Consider the following 16,617-nt stretch of genomic DNA (forward strand, 5'->3'; position numbering starts at 1 on the left):
CCCGCAAAGGAATTCGAATTCGATGACCACCCTGGAAATCAAGGACCTGCACGTCGAGGTCGCCAACCCGGACGAGACCGGCGAGCCCATCAAGATCCTCAAGGGCGTGAACCTGACCATCAAGTCGGGTGAGACCCACGCGATCATGGGCCCCAACGGTTCCGGCAAGTCGACCCTGTCCTACGCCATCGCCGGGCACCCCAAGTACACCGTCACCCAGGGCTCCATCACCCTCGACGGTGAGGACGTGCTGGAGATGTCGGTCGACGAGCGCGCCCGCGCCGGCCTGTTCCTGGCCATGCAGTACCCGGTCGAGGTCCCCGGCGTCTCGGTCTCGAACTTCCTGCGCACCGCCGCCACCGCCATCCGCGGCGAAGCCCCCAAGCTGCGCACCTGGGTGAAGGAAGTCAAGGAGAACATGGCCGAGCTGGAGATCGATCCGGCCTTCGGCGACCGCTCCGTCAACGAGGGCTTCTCCGGCGGCGAGAAGAAGCGCCAGGAGATCCTGCAGCTCAGCCTGCTCAAGCCGAAGATCGCCATCCTCGACGAGACCGACTCCGGCCTCGACGTCGACGCGCTGCGGATTGTTTCCGAGGGCGTGAATCGTTACAAGGAGCGGGAGACCGGCGGCATCCTGCTGATCACCCATTACACCCGCATCCTGCGTTACATCCAGCCGGACTTCGTCCACGTCTTCGTGGGCGGCCGGATCGTGGCCGAGGGCGGCGCCGAACTCGCCGAAGAACTCGACTCGAACGGATACGTGCGCTTCACTTCTGCAGCTGTAGGAGCCTAGATATGACCACCACGGTGCCCGCTCTGGACGTCGCCCGCATCCGCGCCGACTTCCCGATCCTCAGCCGCACGGTGCGCGACGGAAAACCCTTGGTCTACTTGGATTCCGGCGCCACCGCACAGCGGCCCATGGAGGTGCTGGATGCTGAACGCAACTTCCTGATCCAGCGCAATGCGGCGGTGCACCGTGGTGCTCACCAGCTGGCCGAAGAGGCCACCGACGCCTACGAGGGCGCCCGCGCCGATATCGCCCGCTTCGTGGGCGTGAGCGCGGACGAGATCGTGTTCACCAAGAACGCGACCGAATCGCTGAACCTGGTCACCTACGCCTTCGCCGACGACCGGTTCCCGTTCCATGTCGGCCCCGGCGACGAGATCGTCATCACCGAGCTCGAGCACCACGCGAACCTGGTGCCGTGGCAGGAGCTGGCGCGGCGCACCGGCGCGACCCTCAAGTGGTACGGCATCACCGACGACGGCCGCATCGACCTGGACTCGCTCGAACTGTCGCCCGCGACGAAGGTGGTGGCGTTCACCCACCAGTCCAACGTGACCGGCGCCATCGCGCCCGTGACCGAATTGGTCCGGCGCGCAAAGGAAGTCGGTGCGCTGGTGGTGCTCGACGCCTGCCAGTCGGTGCCGCACATGCCGGTGAACTTCCGGGAGCTGGGCGTCGACTTCGCCGCCTTCTCCGGCCACAAGATGCTCGGCCCCTCCGGCGTCGGCGTGCTGTACGGCCGCTACGCGCTGCTCGAGCAGACCCCGCCGTTCATCACCGGCGGCTCCATGATCGAGACCGTGTTCATGGACCACTCCACCTTCGCGGCCCCGCCGCAGCGGTTCGAGGCCGGCGTGCCGATGACCTCGCAGGTGGTCGGACTCGGCGCGGCCGTGCGGTATCTCGAAGAGATCGGCATGGAAGCCGTTGCGGCGCACGAGCACACGCTCGTCAGCGCGGCCCTCGACGGGTTGAGCAAGCTGAACGGCGTGCGCATCGTCGGCCCTGCCGACAATGTGAACCGCGGCGGCGCGGTCGCTTTCGTGGTGGACGGCATCCACGCCCACGACGTCGGCCAGATCCTGGACGACGAGGGCGTCGCCATCCGCGTCGGCCACCACTGCGCCTGGCCATTGCATCGCAAGTTCGGCGTGGCCGCCACCGCCCGCGCCTCCTTCGCCGTCTACAACACCCTCGACGAGGTGGACGCGCTGATCGCCGCGGTGCGGAAGGCCCAGAGCTTCTTCGGAGTTGCATAGACCATGCGCATGGAGCAGATGTACCAGGAAGTCATCCTGGACCACTACAAGCACCCGCACCACCGCGGCCTCCGCGAGCCGTTCGGTGCGGAGGTGCACCACGTCAACCCCACCTGCGGTGACGAGGTGACGCTGCGCGTACAGCTGGACGACAATGGCGACGTGACCGACGTGTCCTACGACGGGCAGGGCTGCTCGATCAGCCAGGCGTCCACCTCGGTGCTCACCGACCAGGTCATCGGCCTGCCGCTGCAGCAGGCCATGAAGGTGGTCGAGGCGTTCGACGAGATGATCACCAGCCGCGGCACCGTCGAAGGCGACGAAGACCTGATCGGCGACGGCATCGCCTTCGCCGGCGTCTCGAAGTATCCGGCACGCGTGAAATGCGCCCTGCTGGGCTGGATGGCGTTCAAGGACGCCGTCGTGCGGATCACCGCCGAAGAAGAGGCCAAGAAGACCATGGGCAACGGGGAGTAGAGAATGAGCGACACCGAACAGCAGGCCACCGAGCCGCAGACCGAAGCCGTTGTGCCGCAGGCGGACACGGCCGACCCGGAAGCCGACCTGAGCCCCGAGGAGATCGCCTTCCTGGCCGATCTCGAAGAGGCCATGCGCGACGTCGTCGACCCCGAACTCGGCATCAATGTCGTCGACCTCGGGCTCGTCTACGGCCTCAAGGTCGAGGACAATATCGCCAAGCTCGACATGACCCTCACCTCCCCGGCCTGCCCCCTGACCGACGTCATCGAAGACCAGTCGCGCAACGCCCTGGTCCGCAGCGGCCTGGTCGAGGACCTGCAGATCAACTGGGTCTGGATGCCGCCGTGGGGCCCGGACAAGATCACCGAAGACGGCCGCGAACAGCTGCGCGCCCTCGGCTTCACCGTTTAGCCGATCACCGTGTGATCCGGTGCGGGGCAGCGGCTACCGCTGCCCCGCACCGAGATCGATATGCGTCAGCTTGTCCGGATTGCGGACCGCGTAGATACCCCGGATCCGCGCGGTGTCCGGATCGATATCCAGGACGACCACCACGTACGGCGAACCGCCGGACATGATGACCGCCGACGGATCGCCGTTGACCCAGCGGTAATGGACCCCCATATCCGGCACACCGGCGGAGATGCCCGGGCTGGTGACCAGTCGAATGATCTTGTCCGCCCCGTGGATCGGACGCAGCGCCGCCCGGGACTTGCCGCCGCCGTCCGACCAGAAGGTGGCATCGGGTGCGAGCAGCTCCAGCAGTGCGTTGACGTCTCCGCCGAGCTGCGCCGCGAGGAACTTCTCGGTAATGGCCCGCTGCACACGCGGATCGGCCTGATAGCGCGGGCGGCGCGCGTGCACATGCGAACGGGCGCGGTGCGCCACCTGGCGCACGGCCGCGGCGTCGCGCGAGAGGATCTCGCCGATCTCGGCGTGCGGGTAGCCGAATACATCGTGCAGCACGAACACCACGCGCTCGAGCGGCGTCAGCGTCTCCATGACCACCAGCATGGCCATCGAGACCGATTCCGCGCGCAAGGTGGGTTCCACGGCGTCGGCACTGTCACGGACCTCGGGCAGATCGGTGACCAGCGGCTCGGGAAGCCAAGGGCCGACGTAGGTTTCGCGGCGGCGAGATTCCTGAGCCCGCCGCGCGAGCGCGTTGTTCACCGCGATCCGCACCAGATAGGCGCGGGCATTGGCGATCTCCTCGGCGCCGGCCCGGTTGCGGCCCACCCAGGCCAGCCAGGTGTCCTGCAGCACGTCCTCGGTGTCGGCGACGCCGCCGAGCATGTTGTAGACGATGGAGAACAACAGCTCGCGATGCGCGGCGAAGATCTCGGTCGCTGCGGGGACGGTGCTCTCGGTCATCGGTTCTCCTTGTTCCGGTCTCGCTCCTGAGAGCGAACCGGGCGGCGAAACGTGACATCGCCGTCCCGGATGTGATCTGGATCGCTCGATGTCACACCGCGCGGCCGGATGCGCTCTCGGTTGGCGAAGGGATGAACCCCTCCTGTCACCGAGTGAAGGACATCGCCCGTGCTCCGAGAAACCGCATCATCCTCATTCCTCGCCACGCGCCGCGGCAAATCGACGCTGGCGCTGTTGTGCACCATCGCCTTCCTGGATTTCGTCGACGGCTCGATCGTCAATGTCGCCTTACCGGCCATCCAGCGTGACCTGGGCATGCCCGTCTCGACGCTGCAATGGATCACCAGCGGCTACATGCTCACCTACGGCGGCTTGCTGCTGCTCGGCGGCCGCTTGGCCGATCTGCTCGGCCGCCGCCGCGTTCTGGTTTCCGGCACCGTGCTCATCGCGCTCGCGTCGGCGATGGGCGGGCTGGCCCAGTCCGGCGGTCTGCTGATCGGTGCGCGGCTGGCCCAGGGGATCGGCGCGGCGCTCATGCTGCCCGCCGCGCTGTCGATTCTGACGACCAGTTTCCGGGAGGGCTCGGATCGCAATACCGCGCTGGGCGTGTGGGGCGGCGCGGCCGGACTGGCCTCCGCCTCCGGCGTGCTGCTCGGCGGGCTGCTCACCCAGGGACCGGGCTGGCGCTGGGTGTTCTACGTCAACACCCCCGTGTGCGTGCTGGTGCTGGCCGCGATCCCGCTGCTGATCGCCGACGATCGCCGCAATGAAATCCGGGGCGGCTTCGACGTTCTCGGCACCGCGCTCGCCACCGGTGGTGTGATGCTGCTCGTCTACGGCCTGGTGAAAGCACCCGAGCACGGCTGGGCCGATGTACGGACGCTCATCATGCTCGCGGTGGCGGTCGCCCTGCTGATCGGTTTCGTGATCAACGAATCTCGCGCCGCCGCACCGCTGGTCCCGCTGTCGATCTTCCGCATCAAGGGGCTGGCCGCCGCGAATCTGTCCTACGCGAGCATCGCCGCCGGCATGCTGGCCATGTTCTTCTTCCTCACCCTGTACCTGCAGTCCGTCCTCGATTACAGCGAACTCCAGGCCGGTCTGGCCTACCTGCCCTTCAGCCTGGCGCTCGCCGTCGTCGCCGGTCTCGTCACGAAGCTGTTCCCGCGCATCGGAACTCGTCCGTTCATCGTGGCCGGCGCCCTCGTCACCGGCCTCGGCCTGTTCTGGCTGTCGCGCATCCCCACCGACGGCACCTATGCGGCCGACGTGCTGCCCGGCATGCTCGTCATGGCGGTCGGCGCGGGCGCGGTCTTCGTGGCCGCCAATACCGCCGCCAATGCCGGGGTGCCGGCCGAACAGGCGGGATTGGCGGCGGCCCTGCTGAATACGGCCCAGCAGATCGGCGGGGCACTGGGCATCGCGGTGCTCACCGCCATCGCGACCTCCCGCACCACGAACGAGCTGACCGCCGGACACGCTCCCGCGGACGCGATGACCTCCGGCTTCCGGCTCGCCCTGCTGGTCGGTGGCTTCCTGGTGCTGGCCGCCGCGGTCATCGGGCTGCGCACCGCCGATTCGCGCGGCGACTCGACGGCCGGGCCGCTGTAGGCAACCGTCCAGTCTCGGGTGGGTGGATACGTTGGTGCGCATGGCATTGCGCACCGCGTTCACCGATCTCGTCGGCATCCGCCATCTCATCGTCTCGGCGGGGTGAGTTCTCGAGTTCGCAGCGATTCGTGATCTGCGGCGGAGGCGAAAGGGAACGTGTGGGGCTCTTCCGAAAGACCATGAGTCTGTCCACCATGGGACTGGTGTCCTGGCGTACTGCAGACGAGCGATCCGCGAAGTACGCGCGGCAGACACGTAATGCCATCCAGGCGGCGCCTTCGCTTCCGCAACCGCCGCGGCCGCCTCACGGGTACTGAATCGCTGGGATGACGGCCGCAGGACTTACTCGACGGGCTTCGGGGTCCAAGGCCAGGATCGAACGACCGCCGTCGACCGGAATGGTTGCACCGTTGATGAATCCGCCGTCCGGGGTCAGCAGGAATTCGGTGGTGGCGGCGACTTCGTCGGTCGTTGCGATGCGGCCCAGGGGATGGAGCTCAGCCATTTCGCGTTCGACGGCCGCTGCGGATTCCGGTGTCAGTGCGGCAAGGTAGTCGGTGTAGCGCTCGGTTGCGACCGAGCCCGGTGCCACCGCGTTCACCCGGATCCCGTATCGGCCGTATTCCACGGCGAGTGCTCTGGTGAGACCTTCGAGTGCGGCCTTGGCGGTGCTGTAGGGCAGCGCGCCGGGGACGGCTCGTCGGGCCTGATGCGAGCTGATATTGACGATCTCGCCCGGGGTGCGGGCGGCCAGGAAGCGCCGCACTGCGGTGCCGCATCCGACTACCGCCGGGCGCAGGTTGGCATCGATGAGCTCCAGGACTCGGTCCGGACCCGAGTCGTGCAGCGACGCGTCTCGGAAGACGGCGGCGTTGTTGACCCAGCCGGTGAGGGTGCCGATCTGTTGTGCGCGTTCGGCTGCTTGTTCGGTGATCTCTTCATTGCCGGCGTCTCCCGTCACTGCTGAGGCCAGATCCGTAGTCCAGGAGAGGTTTTCGGTGTCGCGGTCGACGATCACGACCGCGTGCCCGCGCCCCAGCAGTCGTTCCACGATCGCGCGTCCGATTCCGCGTCCGCCGCCGGTTACTACGTAGGACTGCGTCATATATCCGATGCTAGACAAACTGGCCGCTTCCATATGGCCGCGAATGATTGCCTGGGTCGAGGGTGCGGTATTTCGCAGGAGCTGGCGGGATGTTCGGTACCCGCGGTAGTGGTAGAAGCCATCGCTCGCCGACCGGCGCGCGGCGCGCCTCCACAGTGCTGCTCGCGGGTTACGTTGGTGGGTATGGGGCTGCGCACCGTCTTCACCGAACTGGTCGGCATTCGGCATCCGATCGTCTCCGCTCCCATGGGCGGGGCAGCGGGCGGGGAGTTGGCGGCGGCGGTGTCGAACGGCGGGGGATTGGGGCTGGTCGGGGCGAGTCGCGCCGATGCCGCGTGGGTGGCGGATGAATTGGCGATTGTCGCCGCGCGTACCGAGAAGCCTTGGGGCGTAGGTTTTTTGAGCTGGGGTGCGGAGGTGTCCGCGGTCGAGCGGGCATTGGAGTTCGAGCCGGCCGCGCTCATGCTGGGGTTCGGGGACCCGCGTCCCTTCCTGCCCGCGGTGCGGGCTTCGGGGGCCGTATTGCTGCTGCAGGTCACCGATATGGCCGAGGTCGAGGACGCGCTCGCGGTGGGGGCGGATGTGCTGGTGGTACAGGGCTCCGAGAGCGGCGGGCACGGCGCTCGGCAGGGCCGTTCGACGCTCACCTTCGTGCCCGCCGTGCTGGATCGGGCCGGCGCGGTGCCGGTGCTGGCCGCCGGCGGAATCGCGGACGGCCGGGGGCTGGCCGCGGTGCTGGCGCTGGGCGCGGCGGGCGCCATGCTGGGCACGCGGTTCCAGGCCACCCCGGAAGCCACGGTGAACGCCGCCGTCCATGCCGCCGTTGCCGCTGCGACGGGCGCGGACACCGAGCGCAGCAGCGTGCTCGACATCATTCGGGGCGCGCAGTGGCCGCGGCGCTGGACCGCTCGCACCCTGCATCACCCGGCGCTGGATCGCTGGCGTGATCGCGAGACCGAACTCGCACAGGATGATTCGGCCAAACGGGACTATTCGGATGCGGTGCGCCGGGGTGAGTACCCGCCCGAGCCGATCTGGGCGGGGGAGGCCATCGACAATATCGACGCGGTCGTCCCGGCCCGTGAACTGGTGGAAACCCTTGCCGCTGAGGCGGAAGCGGCGCTGCGCCGGGCGAGCGGCGCGGACGAGCTGTCGTAGGGGCGCGGTAGGGTATCCGCGAATCGAGCTGGAGGGGAACCGATGTCATACGCAGTCATGCCCTACGCCGTGGACGTGGACCGCATTCGCGCGGCGGTGGACGCGGGGACGAGCTTCCCGGATGGGTACGCGTTCAAGGATTTCTGCGCAGCCGAGGGCGCCATGCTGGCCAACGAGGGCTGGTGGGGTATGCGGTCCGCGTACTTCGATGTGGTCGATGCCGCGTTGAGTGAGCTGGGCGCGGGGTTCAAGGTGTCGCACCTGGTGTTCAGCGGTGCGCCGGTCTCTGTTCCGGTCGAGGACTTCCCGGTCATCGGTTATGTCGGAAATGATCGGGTCGGTGAATATGCCGACGCCCTGGCCGCATTGGATCTCGGCGGCGTGGACGCCGGCGTGCGGGAATCGATCACTCAGCTACGCGAGTGGTTCGAGGACTGCCGGGCGCGGGGGACCGGCTGGGTGAGTTTCTATCACTGAATCCGCGGCGCTGCCGCGCAGGTCGTCCCCGGAATCGCGGGCCCGGCACCGTAAGATGCGCGGGTGACCGGTTACGACGACTTCGACGGGTTCGAGCATTTCGACACCTCGACCCTGCCGCCGCGGCAGCAGCAGATCCTGTGCACCATTCGCGATTGGGTGCAGCGGCACGGGTATTCGCCCAGTACGCGCGAGATCGGCGACGCGGTGGGGTTGCGGTCCGGTTCGTCGGTTTCCAAGCATCTGAAGGCGCTGGAGGATCAGGGCTTGCTGCGGCGCAGCGAATCGGTGACGCGGCCGATGGATGTGCGGCTGTTCCTCAAGCCGGTCGCGGCGCCACAGACGGGGGACTCGGTGCCGGTTCCGGTGGTGGGCGATATCGCCGCCGGCGTACCGATTCTCGCCGAGGAGCACACCGACGACGTGTTGTCGCTGCCGCGCGAGCTGGTCGGTCGCGGCACCGTCTTCGGGCTGCGGGTGCGCGGTGATTCCATGATCGACGCGGCCATCTGCGACGGGGACATCGTGGTGGTGCGCAAGGAGAGCGAAGCGCACTCCGGTGAGATCGTGGCCGCCATGCTGGACGGCGAGGCCACCGTGAAGGTCTATCGCCGTCGCAACGGTCACATCTACCTCGAACCTCGCAATCCGGCCTACGAGGTCATCGACGGTGACGAAGCGGTGGTGCTGGGCAAGGTAGTCTCGGTCATGCGCCGCGTCTGAGCCGGACGGGAGTCCGAATCGAGGTCGTCCGTTCCGGCCCCGGGGTTCGGGGGCTTGCCCCCGAGAGTCCGAGCGGTTCTGGACTGGACATTGCGTGTGAGGTCGATCATGATTCGACCCGTCATCATCATCCATCATCGGGAGTACGAATGTCGTTGTTGCGCAAGGCCGGGATGGGCCTCGCCGTTACATCGATGGCCGCGATCGGCACCGTGGCAGCCGGGCCCGCCAAGGCCGCGGAGGCCGACGGTCCGGTCTTCACGGCAGCCTCCGGCGATCTGAACGGATCGCTGGCGCTGTCTCGCAGCACCAGGAACGTCGCGTACGCGGTGAACTACACCAAGAGCGGCGACGCCGATGCCGACGCGCTGCGGCAGTGCGGTGGCGGTGACTGCGAAGTGGTCGTGCGGTTCACCAATGCCTGCGGGGCCGTTACGGCGGATTCGAACGGTGCCTTCGGCTATGCCTGGGCGCCGACCAAGGTGGAGGCCGAGAAGGCCGCCACCGATGTGCTGGGCAACAAGTCCTTCCCGGACGTGGGCTCGGCTTCGGGACGCAATACCAAGGTCATCGTGTCTGTTTGCACGGACAACGCCCGCTGAGCGGGTTGTTTCGGCCTGACTGATGCGCCGCACCGGATTCCGGTGCGGCGCATTCGTTTCGAAACTGTCGTGTTTGCCGGGCCCGATTCGCCCGCAACGAACCCGCCGTGCCCGCGATGATGCAAGGGTGGACGAGCTCACCTATGAAGGCACTCGGTTCGGATTGCACGCGGCGGCGGAGCTGCTCATCGCGGGGCCGCAGTACAAACGGTTCGGCAGTATCCGCATGCGGATCGTGCTGGGCGGTTTCGCGGGGGTGAAATGGCCGGTGTCGATAACCGGGGCGGACCTGGTGTGGCCGCAGGGCCGCATCGCGCTGCACGGCACCTATCGGGAACTGGCCATGCACGCCGGCTTCGATGCCGAGGCCCCGCCGGAGGGACTCTATCGCGACGGCACCCATATGGATCCGGACGAGCCGTTCACCGTCGACGCCGACGCGGCGGCCATCGTGCACGACTGGTTCGCGGTGGGCGATACCGCGCTGCGCCGCTTCGCGCTCGAGCAGCCGGTGCTCTGGCCCGAGCACTTCGACCTATCGGTGGCCGTGGACGAAGTGAATTACGGTGTGTCGCCGGGGGATTCGCAGATTCCGCAGCCATACGCCTATGTGGGCCCGTGGCAGCCGCGGCAGGGTGATTTCTGGAACGCGTCCTTCGGCGCGGTGCGCACCCGCGCCGAGACCGGCACGGTGGAGAGTCTGCTGGACTTCTTCCGCGAGGGACGCCGGCGCGCCGCCGCCGCGAGCTGACCGGGGGCGCACCGCGCCGAATCAGGGCTTGGGCCGCCCGTGCCGGCCGTCGCCGGTGATCCGGCCGCGCCGGATCAGGTCGCGTTTGGTGCCGGGCCCGAGCGCGATCTGATCGGCGCCCGCTTCGGTCGATTCGTTCGGGTTCGGGCGCACGAACAGCGTGACCGTGGTGCCCTCGGTGAACCCGTTCTTGCGCATCATGCCCGCCGAGGCGGTGTTGTGCAGTTCCACATCGGTGACGATGCGCCGCGCCCCGTGCCGGAAGAGCGTGTCGCAGCAGACCGTCATGAGCCGTCCGGCGATCCCGCGCCCCTGCATTTCCGGATCGACCGCGATCCATTCCAGATATGCCCAGTCGTCGCGCAGTTCGAATTCCATGGAGGCGAGCACGAATCCGACCACCCGATCCGAATCCACCGCCACCCAGCAGGACTTGCCGGCACTGTCGAGGTGCTCGGCCACCGAGGTCAGCGACCACGAGGTGTAGGGCTTGGCGGAGGTGTCGAACACCTGGTAACCGAGGTCGATGACCTGACGCAGATGGCCGAGACCCATCGGGACGATAGCGATGTCCGGTTCGATGGCTATGTCGGATTCCATGCGGAACAGTTTGCCAGGTGAATGCTGTTTCGCGGCGAATCGTGCAGCTCAGGCGCCCTTGCGGGTCGCCGATTTGGTCGCCGTCTTCTTGGCGGCCTTCTTGGCCGGAGCCTTCGCCGCGGCCTTGGCGGCCTTGGCGGCCTTCGCCGGTTTCGCTGGTTCGGAACTCTTGGTCTTGCGCCCGGACGCTTCCAGACTGCGCTGCAACGCCGCGACCAGGTCCACCACCTCGGCGTCCATCTCCGGCGCGGCGGCCTCCGGGGCCCGGGTGACCTTGCTGCTCCCGCTGGCAATCGCCTCGTCCAGCATCTTCTTCAGCTCGATCTGGTACTCGTCCACGTACAGGCTCGGATCGAAGTCGTCCGACAGCGTGTCCACCAGCGTCTCGGCCATCTTCAATTCCTGCGCCTTGGGCGCCCCCACCCCGTCGAGCTTGTCGAACGCCACCGCCCGCACCTCATCGGGCCACAGCAGTGTCTGCAACACCAGCACCCCGTCGCGCACCCGCAGCGCCCCCAGCCGCGTCTTCTGCCGCAACGTGAAATGCACCAGCGCGACCCGATCCACCTCTTCGAGCGTCTTGGCCAGCAGCACATACGCTTTCGGTGTAGTGGAATCCGGTTCCAGGTAATAACTCTTGTCGTAGAGAATCGGATCGATCTGTTCCGACGGCACGAATTGCAGCACCGGAATCTCGTGTTTCTCCGCCGCCGGCAGTTTCGCGAAATCCTCGTCCGTGAGAATCACTCGATCGCCCTCCGGCGACTCGTACGCCTTGTCGATATCGGCGTACTGCACCGGCTGCCCATCGATGGTGCACAGCCGCTCATACCGGATCCGCCCCCCGTCGGCGGCATGCACCTGGTGGAACTTGATGTCGTGGTCCTCCGTGGCGGTGTACACCTTCACGGGGACGTTGACCAGCCCGAACGCGATGGAGCCCTTCCAGATGGACCTCATACCACCCCACTCTACGGATGACCATACGGGTCGGTCGACCGAATCGCCGTTGACGCGGGAATTGCAAGGGGCTTTCCACGGTGTGGAAAATCCGGGCGGTTCAGGATCGGGCTGAGTCGAATCGTTCTGCCGAAGAGGTTGTGCGCCTTACCGTTCCGGGCACCGACTTCCCGGAAGGATCCTGCCATGACGCTGCAATTGGACCCGCCGGTGTCCGTGCTGCCGGCCGTGCCGGAAGTTTCCGCGACACGTGGCGTGTCTCCGAAGGTGGCCGCGGTCGCGCGGCGCGTGGGCGGGGTGATCCGGAAATCGTCCGGATTGGTGCTGGTCCTGGTGTTGTGGCAGCTGGGGGCGCGGGGCTGGCTGGGGCCGACCACACCGGCGCCCACCGAGGTGCTCGAGGCGGGGCGGGAGCTGGTGGCCTCGGGGGAGCTGTGGCGGCATCTGGCTGCCTCCTCGCGCCGGGTGGGGGTCGGGCTGGCCATCGGGATCGCGATCGGGCTGGTGCTCGGGGCGGCGGCGGGGTTGTTCCGGCTGGCGGAAGATCTGGTGAACGGGCCGTTGCAGGCGTTGCGGATGCTGCCGACGCTGGCGCTGGTGCCGGTGTTCATCATCTGGTTCGGGATCGGCGATCCGTTCAAGATCGCGTTGATCATCGTCGCGCCGATCTTCCCGATCTACCTGAACGTGCTGGCCGGGATTCGCGGCGTGGACCGGCGTCTGGTCGAGGCGGCGGAATCGCTGGGCCTGAACCGGTGGCAGCTGACCACGCGGATCATTCTGCCGGGCGCGTTGCCGCAGATCCTGGTCGGTTTGCGGCAATCGCTCGGGCTGGGCTGGCTGACGCTGGTGGTCGCGGAGATGCAGACCACGCCGGTCGGGCTCGGCTTCCTGATGAACGATGCCAAGGAGTTCCTGCGCACCGACCAGATCTTCCTGGTGCTGGTGATCTACGCACTGCTGGGGCTGTTGACCGATCTGTTCGTGCGGGCGCTGGAACGCCGATTCCTGGCCTGGCGCACCGGATTCGAAGGAGAGTAGATGACCACGGCAGTCTCCGCCGCCGTCCGCATTCGGAACGCGACCCGGGTATTCGCCGGACGCACCGTCCTGAACGGCGTCGATCTCGATATCGCACCGGGTGAGTTCGTGGCCCTGCTGGGCGCGAGCGGTTCGGGCAAGAGCACGCTGCTGCGCGGGCTCGGCGGCCTGGATCGCGGCTTCACCGGCGTGTTCGACGCCCCGCGAACCAAGGCGATCGTCTTCCAGGAGCATCGGCTGATCCCGTGGATGACGGTGTGGCGCAATGTGATTCTGGGCGTGGACGGCGCGCGTAAACCCCGTGCGCTGGAAGCCCTGACCGAGGTCGGGCTCGCGCCCAAGGCCGATGTCTGGCCCGCCACCCTCTCCGGCGGCGAGGCGCAACGCGTGGCCTTGGCGCGCGCCCTGGTCCGCAATCCCGAACTGCTGCTGCTGGACGAGCCGTTCGGCGCCCTGGACGCCCTGACCCGGCTCAAGGCCCAGGCCCTGGTGGCCCGGCTGTGGTCCCAGCACCGGCAGGCGGTCCTGCTGGTCACCCACGATGTGGAAGAGGCGCTGCTGCTGGCCGATCGCGCCCTCGTCCTGCGCGACGGCCGCATCGCCGAATCCTTCGACATCACCGTGCCGCGCCCGCGCTCGGTGGTCGACCCCGCCTTCTCCGACCTGCGTCGCCGGCTGCTGCTCGCGCTCGGCGTCGATCCCGAAGCACCGACAGGAGCCGAGCAATGAGTGAACCGTGGCAGATCAGCACCGACGTCCTGGTGATCGGCGGCGGACCGGCCGCCTGCTGGGCCGCCGTGCATGCCCGCGAGACCGGCGCGGAGGTGGTGCTGGTGGACAAGGGCTATTGCGGAACCTCCGGCGCCACCGCGCCTTCCGGCACCGGCGTCTGGTACGTCGCACCGGAGGCGACGGCGCGCGCCAATGCCAAGGCCAGCCGCGAGGCGCTGGGCGGGCACCTGGCCGACCACTATTGGATGGATCGGGTACTGGATCAGACGTACTCGAACATGAACCGGCTCGCCGTCGAAGGCCGCTACCCCTTCCCTGTCGATCCCGCGACCGGCGAGCAGCTGCGCACCGGGGTGCAGGGGCCGGAGTACATGCGGCGCATGCGGGCCTGGATCAAGCGCCTCGGGGTGCAGATCCTGGATCATTCCCCCGCGCTGGAACTGCTGGTCGATGCCGATGGCGTGGTCCGCGGCGCGGCCGGATACCAGCGCCAAGCCGATCGCGACTATCGCGTGGCGGCGGGTGCGGTGGTGCTGGCCAGCGGTGGCTGCGCGTTCCTGTCCCGGGCGCTGGGCACCAATGTCGACACCGGTGACGGCGCGCTCATGGCCGCCGAGGTGGGCGCGCGATTCTCCGGCATGGAGTTCTCCAACGCTTACGCCATCGTGCCCAAGGGCTCGACCATCACCAAGACCGCCTACTACGGGTACGCCACCTTCTTCCACGAGGACGGCCGGGTGCTGGAGGGCGCGGGCTCGACCAAGGGACGTTCGGTGATCGCGCGAACCCTGTTGTCGGAGAAGGTGTTCGCGCAGCTCGACCGGGCGGATGCGACGGTGCAGGAGCAGATGCGCCTGGGTCAGCCGAACTTCTTCCTCCAGTTCGATCGGCGCGGCATCAACCCGTTCACCGACCGGTTCGAGGTGGATCTGCTGGCCGAGGGCACGGTGCGCGGCACCGGCGGCATCGATATCGTCGACGACGATTGCGCCACCACGGTTCCCGGCCTGTACGCGGCCGGCGACGCGGCGACCCGGGAGCGGATCTGCGGCGGCTTCACCGGCGGCGGCAGCCACAATTCGGCGTGGGCCATGTCCTCGGGCAGCTGGGCGGGACGCGGCGCGGCCGAATTCGCGCTGCGTGAGCGGCCCGCAGATCACGCCGCCCTGCGCGGTACGGGCGGGGCCGGATTGCGCCCGGCGGCAACCGAATCCGTGACCGCAGACGAGGTCGTGGCGGCCGCCCAGGCCGAGCTGATCCCGTTCGAGAAGAACTACCTGCGCCACGGCGACCGCATCGAACCGGCATTGACCGCGCTCGACGACCTCTGGGACCGCGCCGTGCAGGGCCTGGGCGGCGGCACGGGGGAGGGACGCGTGCGGGCCCGCCAGGCCGCCGCCATCACCGCCGTCGGGCGGCTCATGTACCGATCCACCTTGGCGCGCACCGAAACTCGCGGCATGAGCAAGCGTGCCGACCACCCCGGTCTCGACCCGGCCCAGCATCACCACATCCTCTCGGGCGGGCTCGACACGGTATGGACCGGCACGGCCGAAGCCGCCAACACCACGGCGGCGGTGGTCTGATGATCGAACTGGTACTCGCCGCCGACTGCATCGGCTGCGACAAATGCGTGGACGTCTGCCCCACCAACGTCTTCGACCGCACCGAATCCGGCATCCCGGTCATCGCCCGCCAATCCGATTGCCAGACCTGCTTCATGTGCGAGGCCTACTGCCCGACCGACGCCCTCTACGTGGCGCCCGACGCGACCCCGCTGCCCGATCCCGGGCTGATTCCCGAGGATCACATCGGCCGCTACCGCAAGGAGATCGGCTGGGGCAAGGGCCGCAGCCCGGGCAGCCTGGTCGCCGTCGGTCCCCGTCTGCCGCACGGCGCACCGCCGCCGCGGCTCTCCGAACTCTGAACTCCCCGAAAGCTTTTCCATGCGCTCCCTGAAACTCCTCGTCCCCGCCGTCCTGGCCGCTGTGCTGGTGCTGGTCACCGGCTGCGGCTCCGGCGGTGACGATTCGGCCACCCGCGCCGAGATCAAGACCCTCCGCATCGGCGTCATCGGCACCGGCAATGTCCTCACTGGCCCCTTGGGGTTCGCGCACCAGCGCGGAGTGCTGTTGCCGGCGTTGAAACCGCTCGGCGTCGACACCGTCGAGGTGTACAGCTTCCCGAACGGGCCGGACCTGAACCAGGCGCTGGTCGGCGGCCGGCTCGACGTGGCGACCTACGGCGATACGCCCGCTCTGGTGGCGCGCGGCAGCGGCTTGCAGACGCGGCTGCTGGGTATCGCCGCCGTCGGCTACAACGCGGGCGTGGTCGTCAAGAACCCGGCGTTCCAGTCATTGAAGGACTTGGCCGGCAAGAAGATCGGCGTGCAGTCCGGGTCCTATATCGACCGGTACCTCCAGGGCGCGCTGAAGGCCGAAGGCATTCAGGCCCAGCTGATCCACCTGCTGGCCACCGATGCCGAAGCCCCGCTCACCAACGGTGACGTGGACGCGGTCGCGTTGCCCGACGTCAACCCGTCCGCGTCCTTCCGGGCCTTCCTGGCCAAGGGATTCCGCCAGATCGACTCGGTCAAGGACAATCACCCGGAGCTGGCGGGCACGAGTTCCTCGGTGAGCAGCCAGGCGTTCCTGGCCAGCCATTCCGATTTCGGCGGGACCTGGCAAACCGCCCTCAACGAGGCCAACAAGTACGCCAAGGAGCACTGGGACGACTACGTGAACTACGAAGTCTCCCAATCCAAGGCGCCCGAAGCGGTGGTCCGGGCCACCGCCCAGCGCGACTACCTGCCCGAGGACCTGTTCTCGGCCCAGGGCATCAAGCTGCTGACCGGCACCAAGCAATTCCTGGTGGAGCAGAAGAAGATCCGCGAGGACTTCTCCCTCGAGGACTGGTTCTACCGTCCGGACCGGCCCAAGCAGGGCTGATCG

19 protein-coding genes are annotated in these 16,617 nt (G+C 67.9%); 15 read left to right on the plus strand and 4 right to left on the minus strand.

Translation table 11 applies throughout. From position 1 onward, the window contains the following. Positions 1 to 22 precede the first annotated feature (22 nt). From sufC to LTV02_RS07720, 4 genes are read left to right on the plus strand one after another with little or no spacing between them, the layout of a single operon-like run. Entirely contained in the window at positions 23 to 796 is a 774-nt protein-coding gene (gene sufC / locus LTV02_RS07705; RefSeq protein ID WP_067712937.1) for a Fe-S cluster assembly ATPase SufC, read from the plus strand. A gap of 2 nt (positions 797 to 798) precedes the next feature. After that, entirely contained in the window at positions 799 to 2,052 is a 1,254-nt protein-coding gene (locus tag LTV02_RS07710; protein WP_233039323.1) for a cysteine desulfurase, read from the plus strand. 3 nt (positions 2,053 to 2,055) lie between these two features. Then, positions 2,056 to 2,529 (plus strand): Fe-S cluster assembly sulfur transfer protein SufU, encoded by a 474-nt coding sequence (gene sufU / locus LTV02_RS07715; protein ID WP_067712931.1) that lies wholly within the window; start codon positions 2,056 to 2,058, stop codon positions 2,527 to 2,529. A 3-nt stretch (positions 2,530 to 2,532) separates the two neighbouring features. Beyond that, a complete protein-coding gene (locus LTV02_RS07720) occupies positions 2,533 to 2,943 on the plus strand; it encodes a metal-sulfur cluster assembly factor (RefSeq protein ID WP_233039324.1) in 411 nt (136 codons plus the stop codon). 33 nt (positions 2,944 to 2,976) lie between these two features. Here the strand turns inward: LTV02_RS07720 and sigJ are convergent, their stop codons facing one another. Next, positions 2,977 to 3,906 carry an RNA polymerase sigma factor SigJ gene (gene sigJ / locus LTV02_RS07725; protein WP_233039325.1) on the minus strand — a complete coding sequence of 310 codons (930 nt, stop codon included), beginning with the start codon at positions 3,904 to 3,906 and terminating at the stop codon, positions 2,977 to 2,979. A 168-nt stretch (positions 3,907 to 4,074) separates the two neighbouring features. On the opposite strand from sigJ, the gene LTV02_RS07730 reads away from it, so the two are divergent. Further along, a complete protein-coding gene (locus tag LTV02_RS07730) occupies positions 4,075 to 5,517 on the plus strand; it encodes an MFS transporter (protein WP_233039326.1) in 1,443 nt (480 codons plus the stop codon). A gap of 304 nt (positions 5,518 to 5,821) precedes the next feature. Here LTV02_RS07730 and LTV02_RS07735 read toward each other — a convergent pair whose 3' ends face one another. Continuing rightward, the gene (locus LTV02_RS07735) at positions 5,822 to 6,622 is read right to left on the minus strand and encodes an SDR family NAD(P)-dependent oxidoreductase (RefSeq protein WP_233039327.1); all 801 of its coding nucleotides are present in this window, start codon (positions 6,620 to 6,622) and stop codon (positions 5,822 to 5,824) included. A 183-nt stretch (positions 6,623 to 6,805) separates the two neighbouring features. Between LTV02_RS07735 and LTV02_RS07740 the strand changes: the two genes are divergently transcribed. The 5 genes from LTV02_RS07740 (at position 6,806) to LTV02_RS07760 (ending at position 10,333) form a co-directional block, all read left to right on the plus strand. After that, positions 6,806 to 7,780, plus strand: coding sequence for a nitronate monooxygenase (locus LTV02_RS07740; RefSeq protein ID WP_233039328.1), 975 nt, complete (start codon positions 6,806 to 6,808; stop codon positions 7,778 to 7,780). Positions 7,781 to 7,822: 42 nt separating this feature from the next. Next, positions 7,823 to 8,257 (plus strand): DUF7691 family protein, encoded by a 435-nt coding sequence (locus tag LTV02_RS07745; protein ID WP_233039329.1) that lies wholly within the window; start codon positions 7,823 to 7,825, stop codon positions 8,255 to 8,257. 63 nt (positions 8,258 to 8,320) lie between these two features. Continuing rightward, positions 8,321 to 8,980, plus strand: a complete 660-nt coding sequence (gene lexA / locus LTV02_RS07750; RefSeq protein ID WP_067712911.1) for a transcriptional repressor LexA — start codon at positions 8,321 to 8,323, stop codon at positions 8,978 to 8,980. A gap of 149 nt (positions 8,981 to 9,129) precedes the next feature. Continuing rightward, on the plus strand, positions 9,130 to 9,582 hold the full coding sequence (locus LTV02_RS07755) for a DUF4189 domain-containing protein (protein WP_067712908.1): 453 nt from the start codon (positions 9,130 to 9,132) through the stop codon (positions 9,580 to 9,582). 127 nt (positions 9,583 to 9,709) lie between these two features. Beyond that, the gene (locus LTV02_RS07760) at positions 9,710 to 10,333 is read left to right on the plus strand and encodes a hypothetical protein (protein ID WP_233039330.1); all 624 of its coding nucleotides are present in this window, start codon (positions 9,710 to 9,712) and stop codon (positions 10,331 to 10,333) included. 21 nt (positions 10,334 to 10,354) lie between these two features. Here LTV02_RS07760 and LTV02_RS07765 read toward each other — a convergent pair whose 3' ends face one another. Then, positions 10,355 to 10,933: a GNAT family N-acetyltransferase gene (locus LTV02_RS07765; RefSeq protein WP_233039331.1), complete on the minus strand. Its 579-nt coding sequence runs from the start codon at positions 10,931 to 10,933 to the stop codon at positions 10,355 to 10,357. A gap of 48 nt (positions 10,934 to 10,981) precedes the next feature. Continuing rightward, positions 10,982 to 11,893, minus strand: a complete 912-nt coding sequence (gene ku, locus LTV02_RS07770) for a non-homologous end joining protein Ku (protein WP_233039332.1) — start codon at positions 11,891 to 11,893, stop codon at positions 10,982 to 10,984. A 186-nt stretch (positions 11,894 to 12,079) separates the two neighbouring features. Here ku and LTV02_RS07775 point away from each other — a divergent pair, with 186 nt between their 5' ends. From LTV02_RS07775 to LTV02_RS07795, 5 genes are read left to right on the plus strand one after another with little or no spacing between them, the layout of a single operon-like run. Next, positions 12,080 to 12,934: an ABC transporter permease gene (locus LTV02_RS07775; RefSeq protein WP_233039333.1), complete on the plus strand. Its 855-nt coding sequence runs from the start codon at positions 12,080 to 12,082 to the stop codon at positions 12,932 to 12,934. Next, positions 12,935 to 13,663: an ABC transporter ATP-binding protein gene (locus LTV02_RS07780; RefSeq protein WP_067712894.1), complete on the plus strand. Its 729-nt coding sequence runs from the start codon at positions 12,935 to 12,937 to the stop codon at positions 13,661 to 13,663. Further along, positions 13,660 to 15,252: an FAD-dependent oxidoreductase gene (locus LTV02_RS07785; protein ID WP_233039334.1), complete on the plus strand. Its 1,593-nt coding sequence runs from the start codon at positions 13,660 to 13,662 to the stop codon at positions 15,250 to 15,252. Before LTV02_RS07780 ends, LTV02_RS07785 begins: the two co-directional genes overlap by 4 nt. Beyond that, positions 15,252 to 15,593 carry a 4Fe-4S dicluster domain-containing protein gene (locus LTV02_RS07790; RefSeq protein WP_233039335.1) on the plus strand — a complete coding sequence of 114 codons (342 nt, stop codon included), beginning with the start codon at positions 15,252 to 15,254 and terminating at the stop codon, positions 15,591 to 15,593. Before LTV02_RS07785 ends, LTV02_RS07790 begins: the two co-directional genes overlap by 1 nt. 19 nt (positions 15,594 to 15,612) lie before the next feature. Beyond that, positions 15,613 to 16,614, plus strand: a complete 1,002-nt coding sequence (locus tag LTV02_RS07795) for an ABC transporter substrate-binding protein (protein WP_233039336.1) — start codon at positions 15,613 to 15,615, stop codon at positions 16,612 to 16,614. Positions 16,615 to 16,617 lie beyond the last annotated feature (3 nt).

This window comes from Nocardia yamanashiensis (genome assembly GCF_021183565.1).
GTDB classification, from domain to species: Bacteria; Actinomycetota; Actinomycetes; order Mycobacteriales; family Mycobacteriaceae; genus Nocardia; species Nocardia yamanashiensis.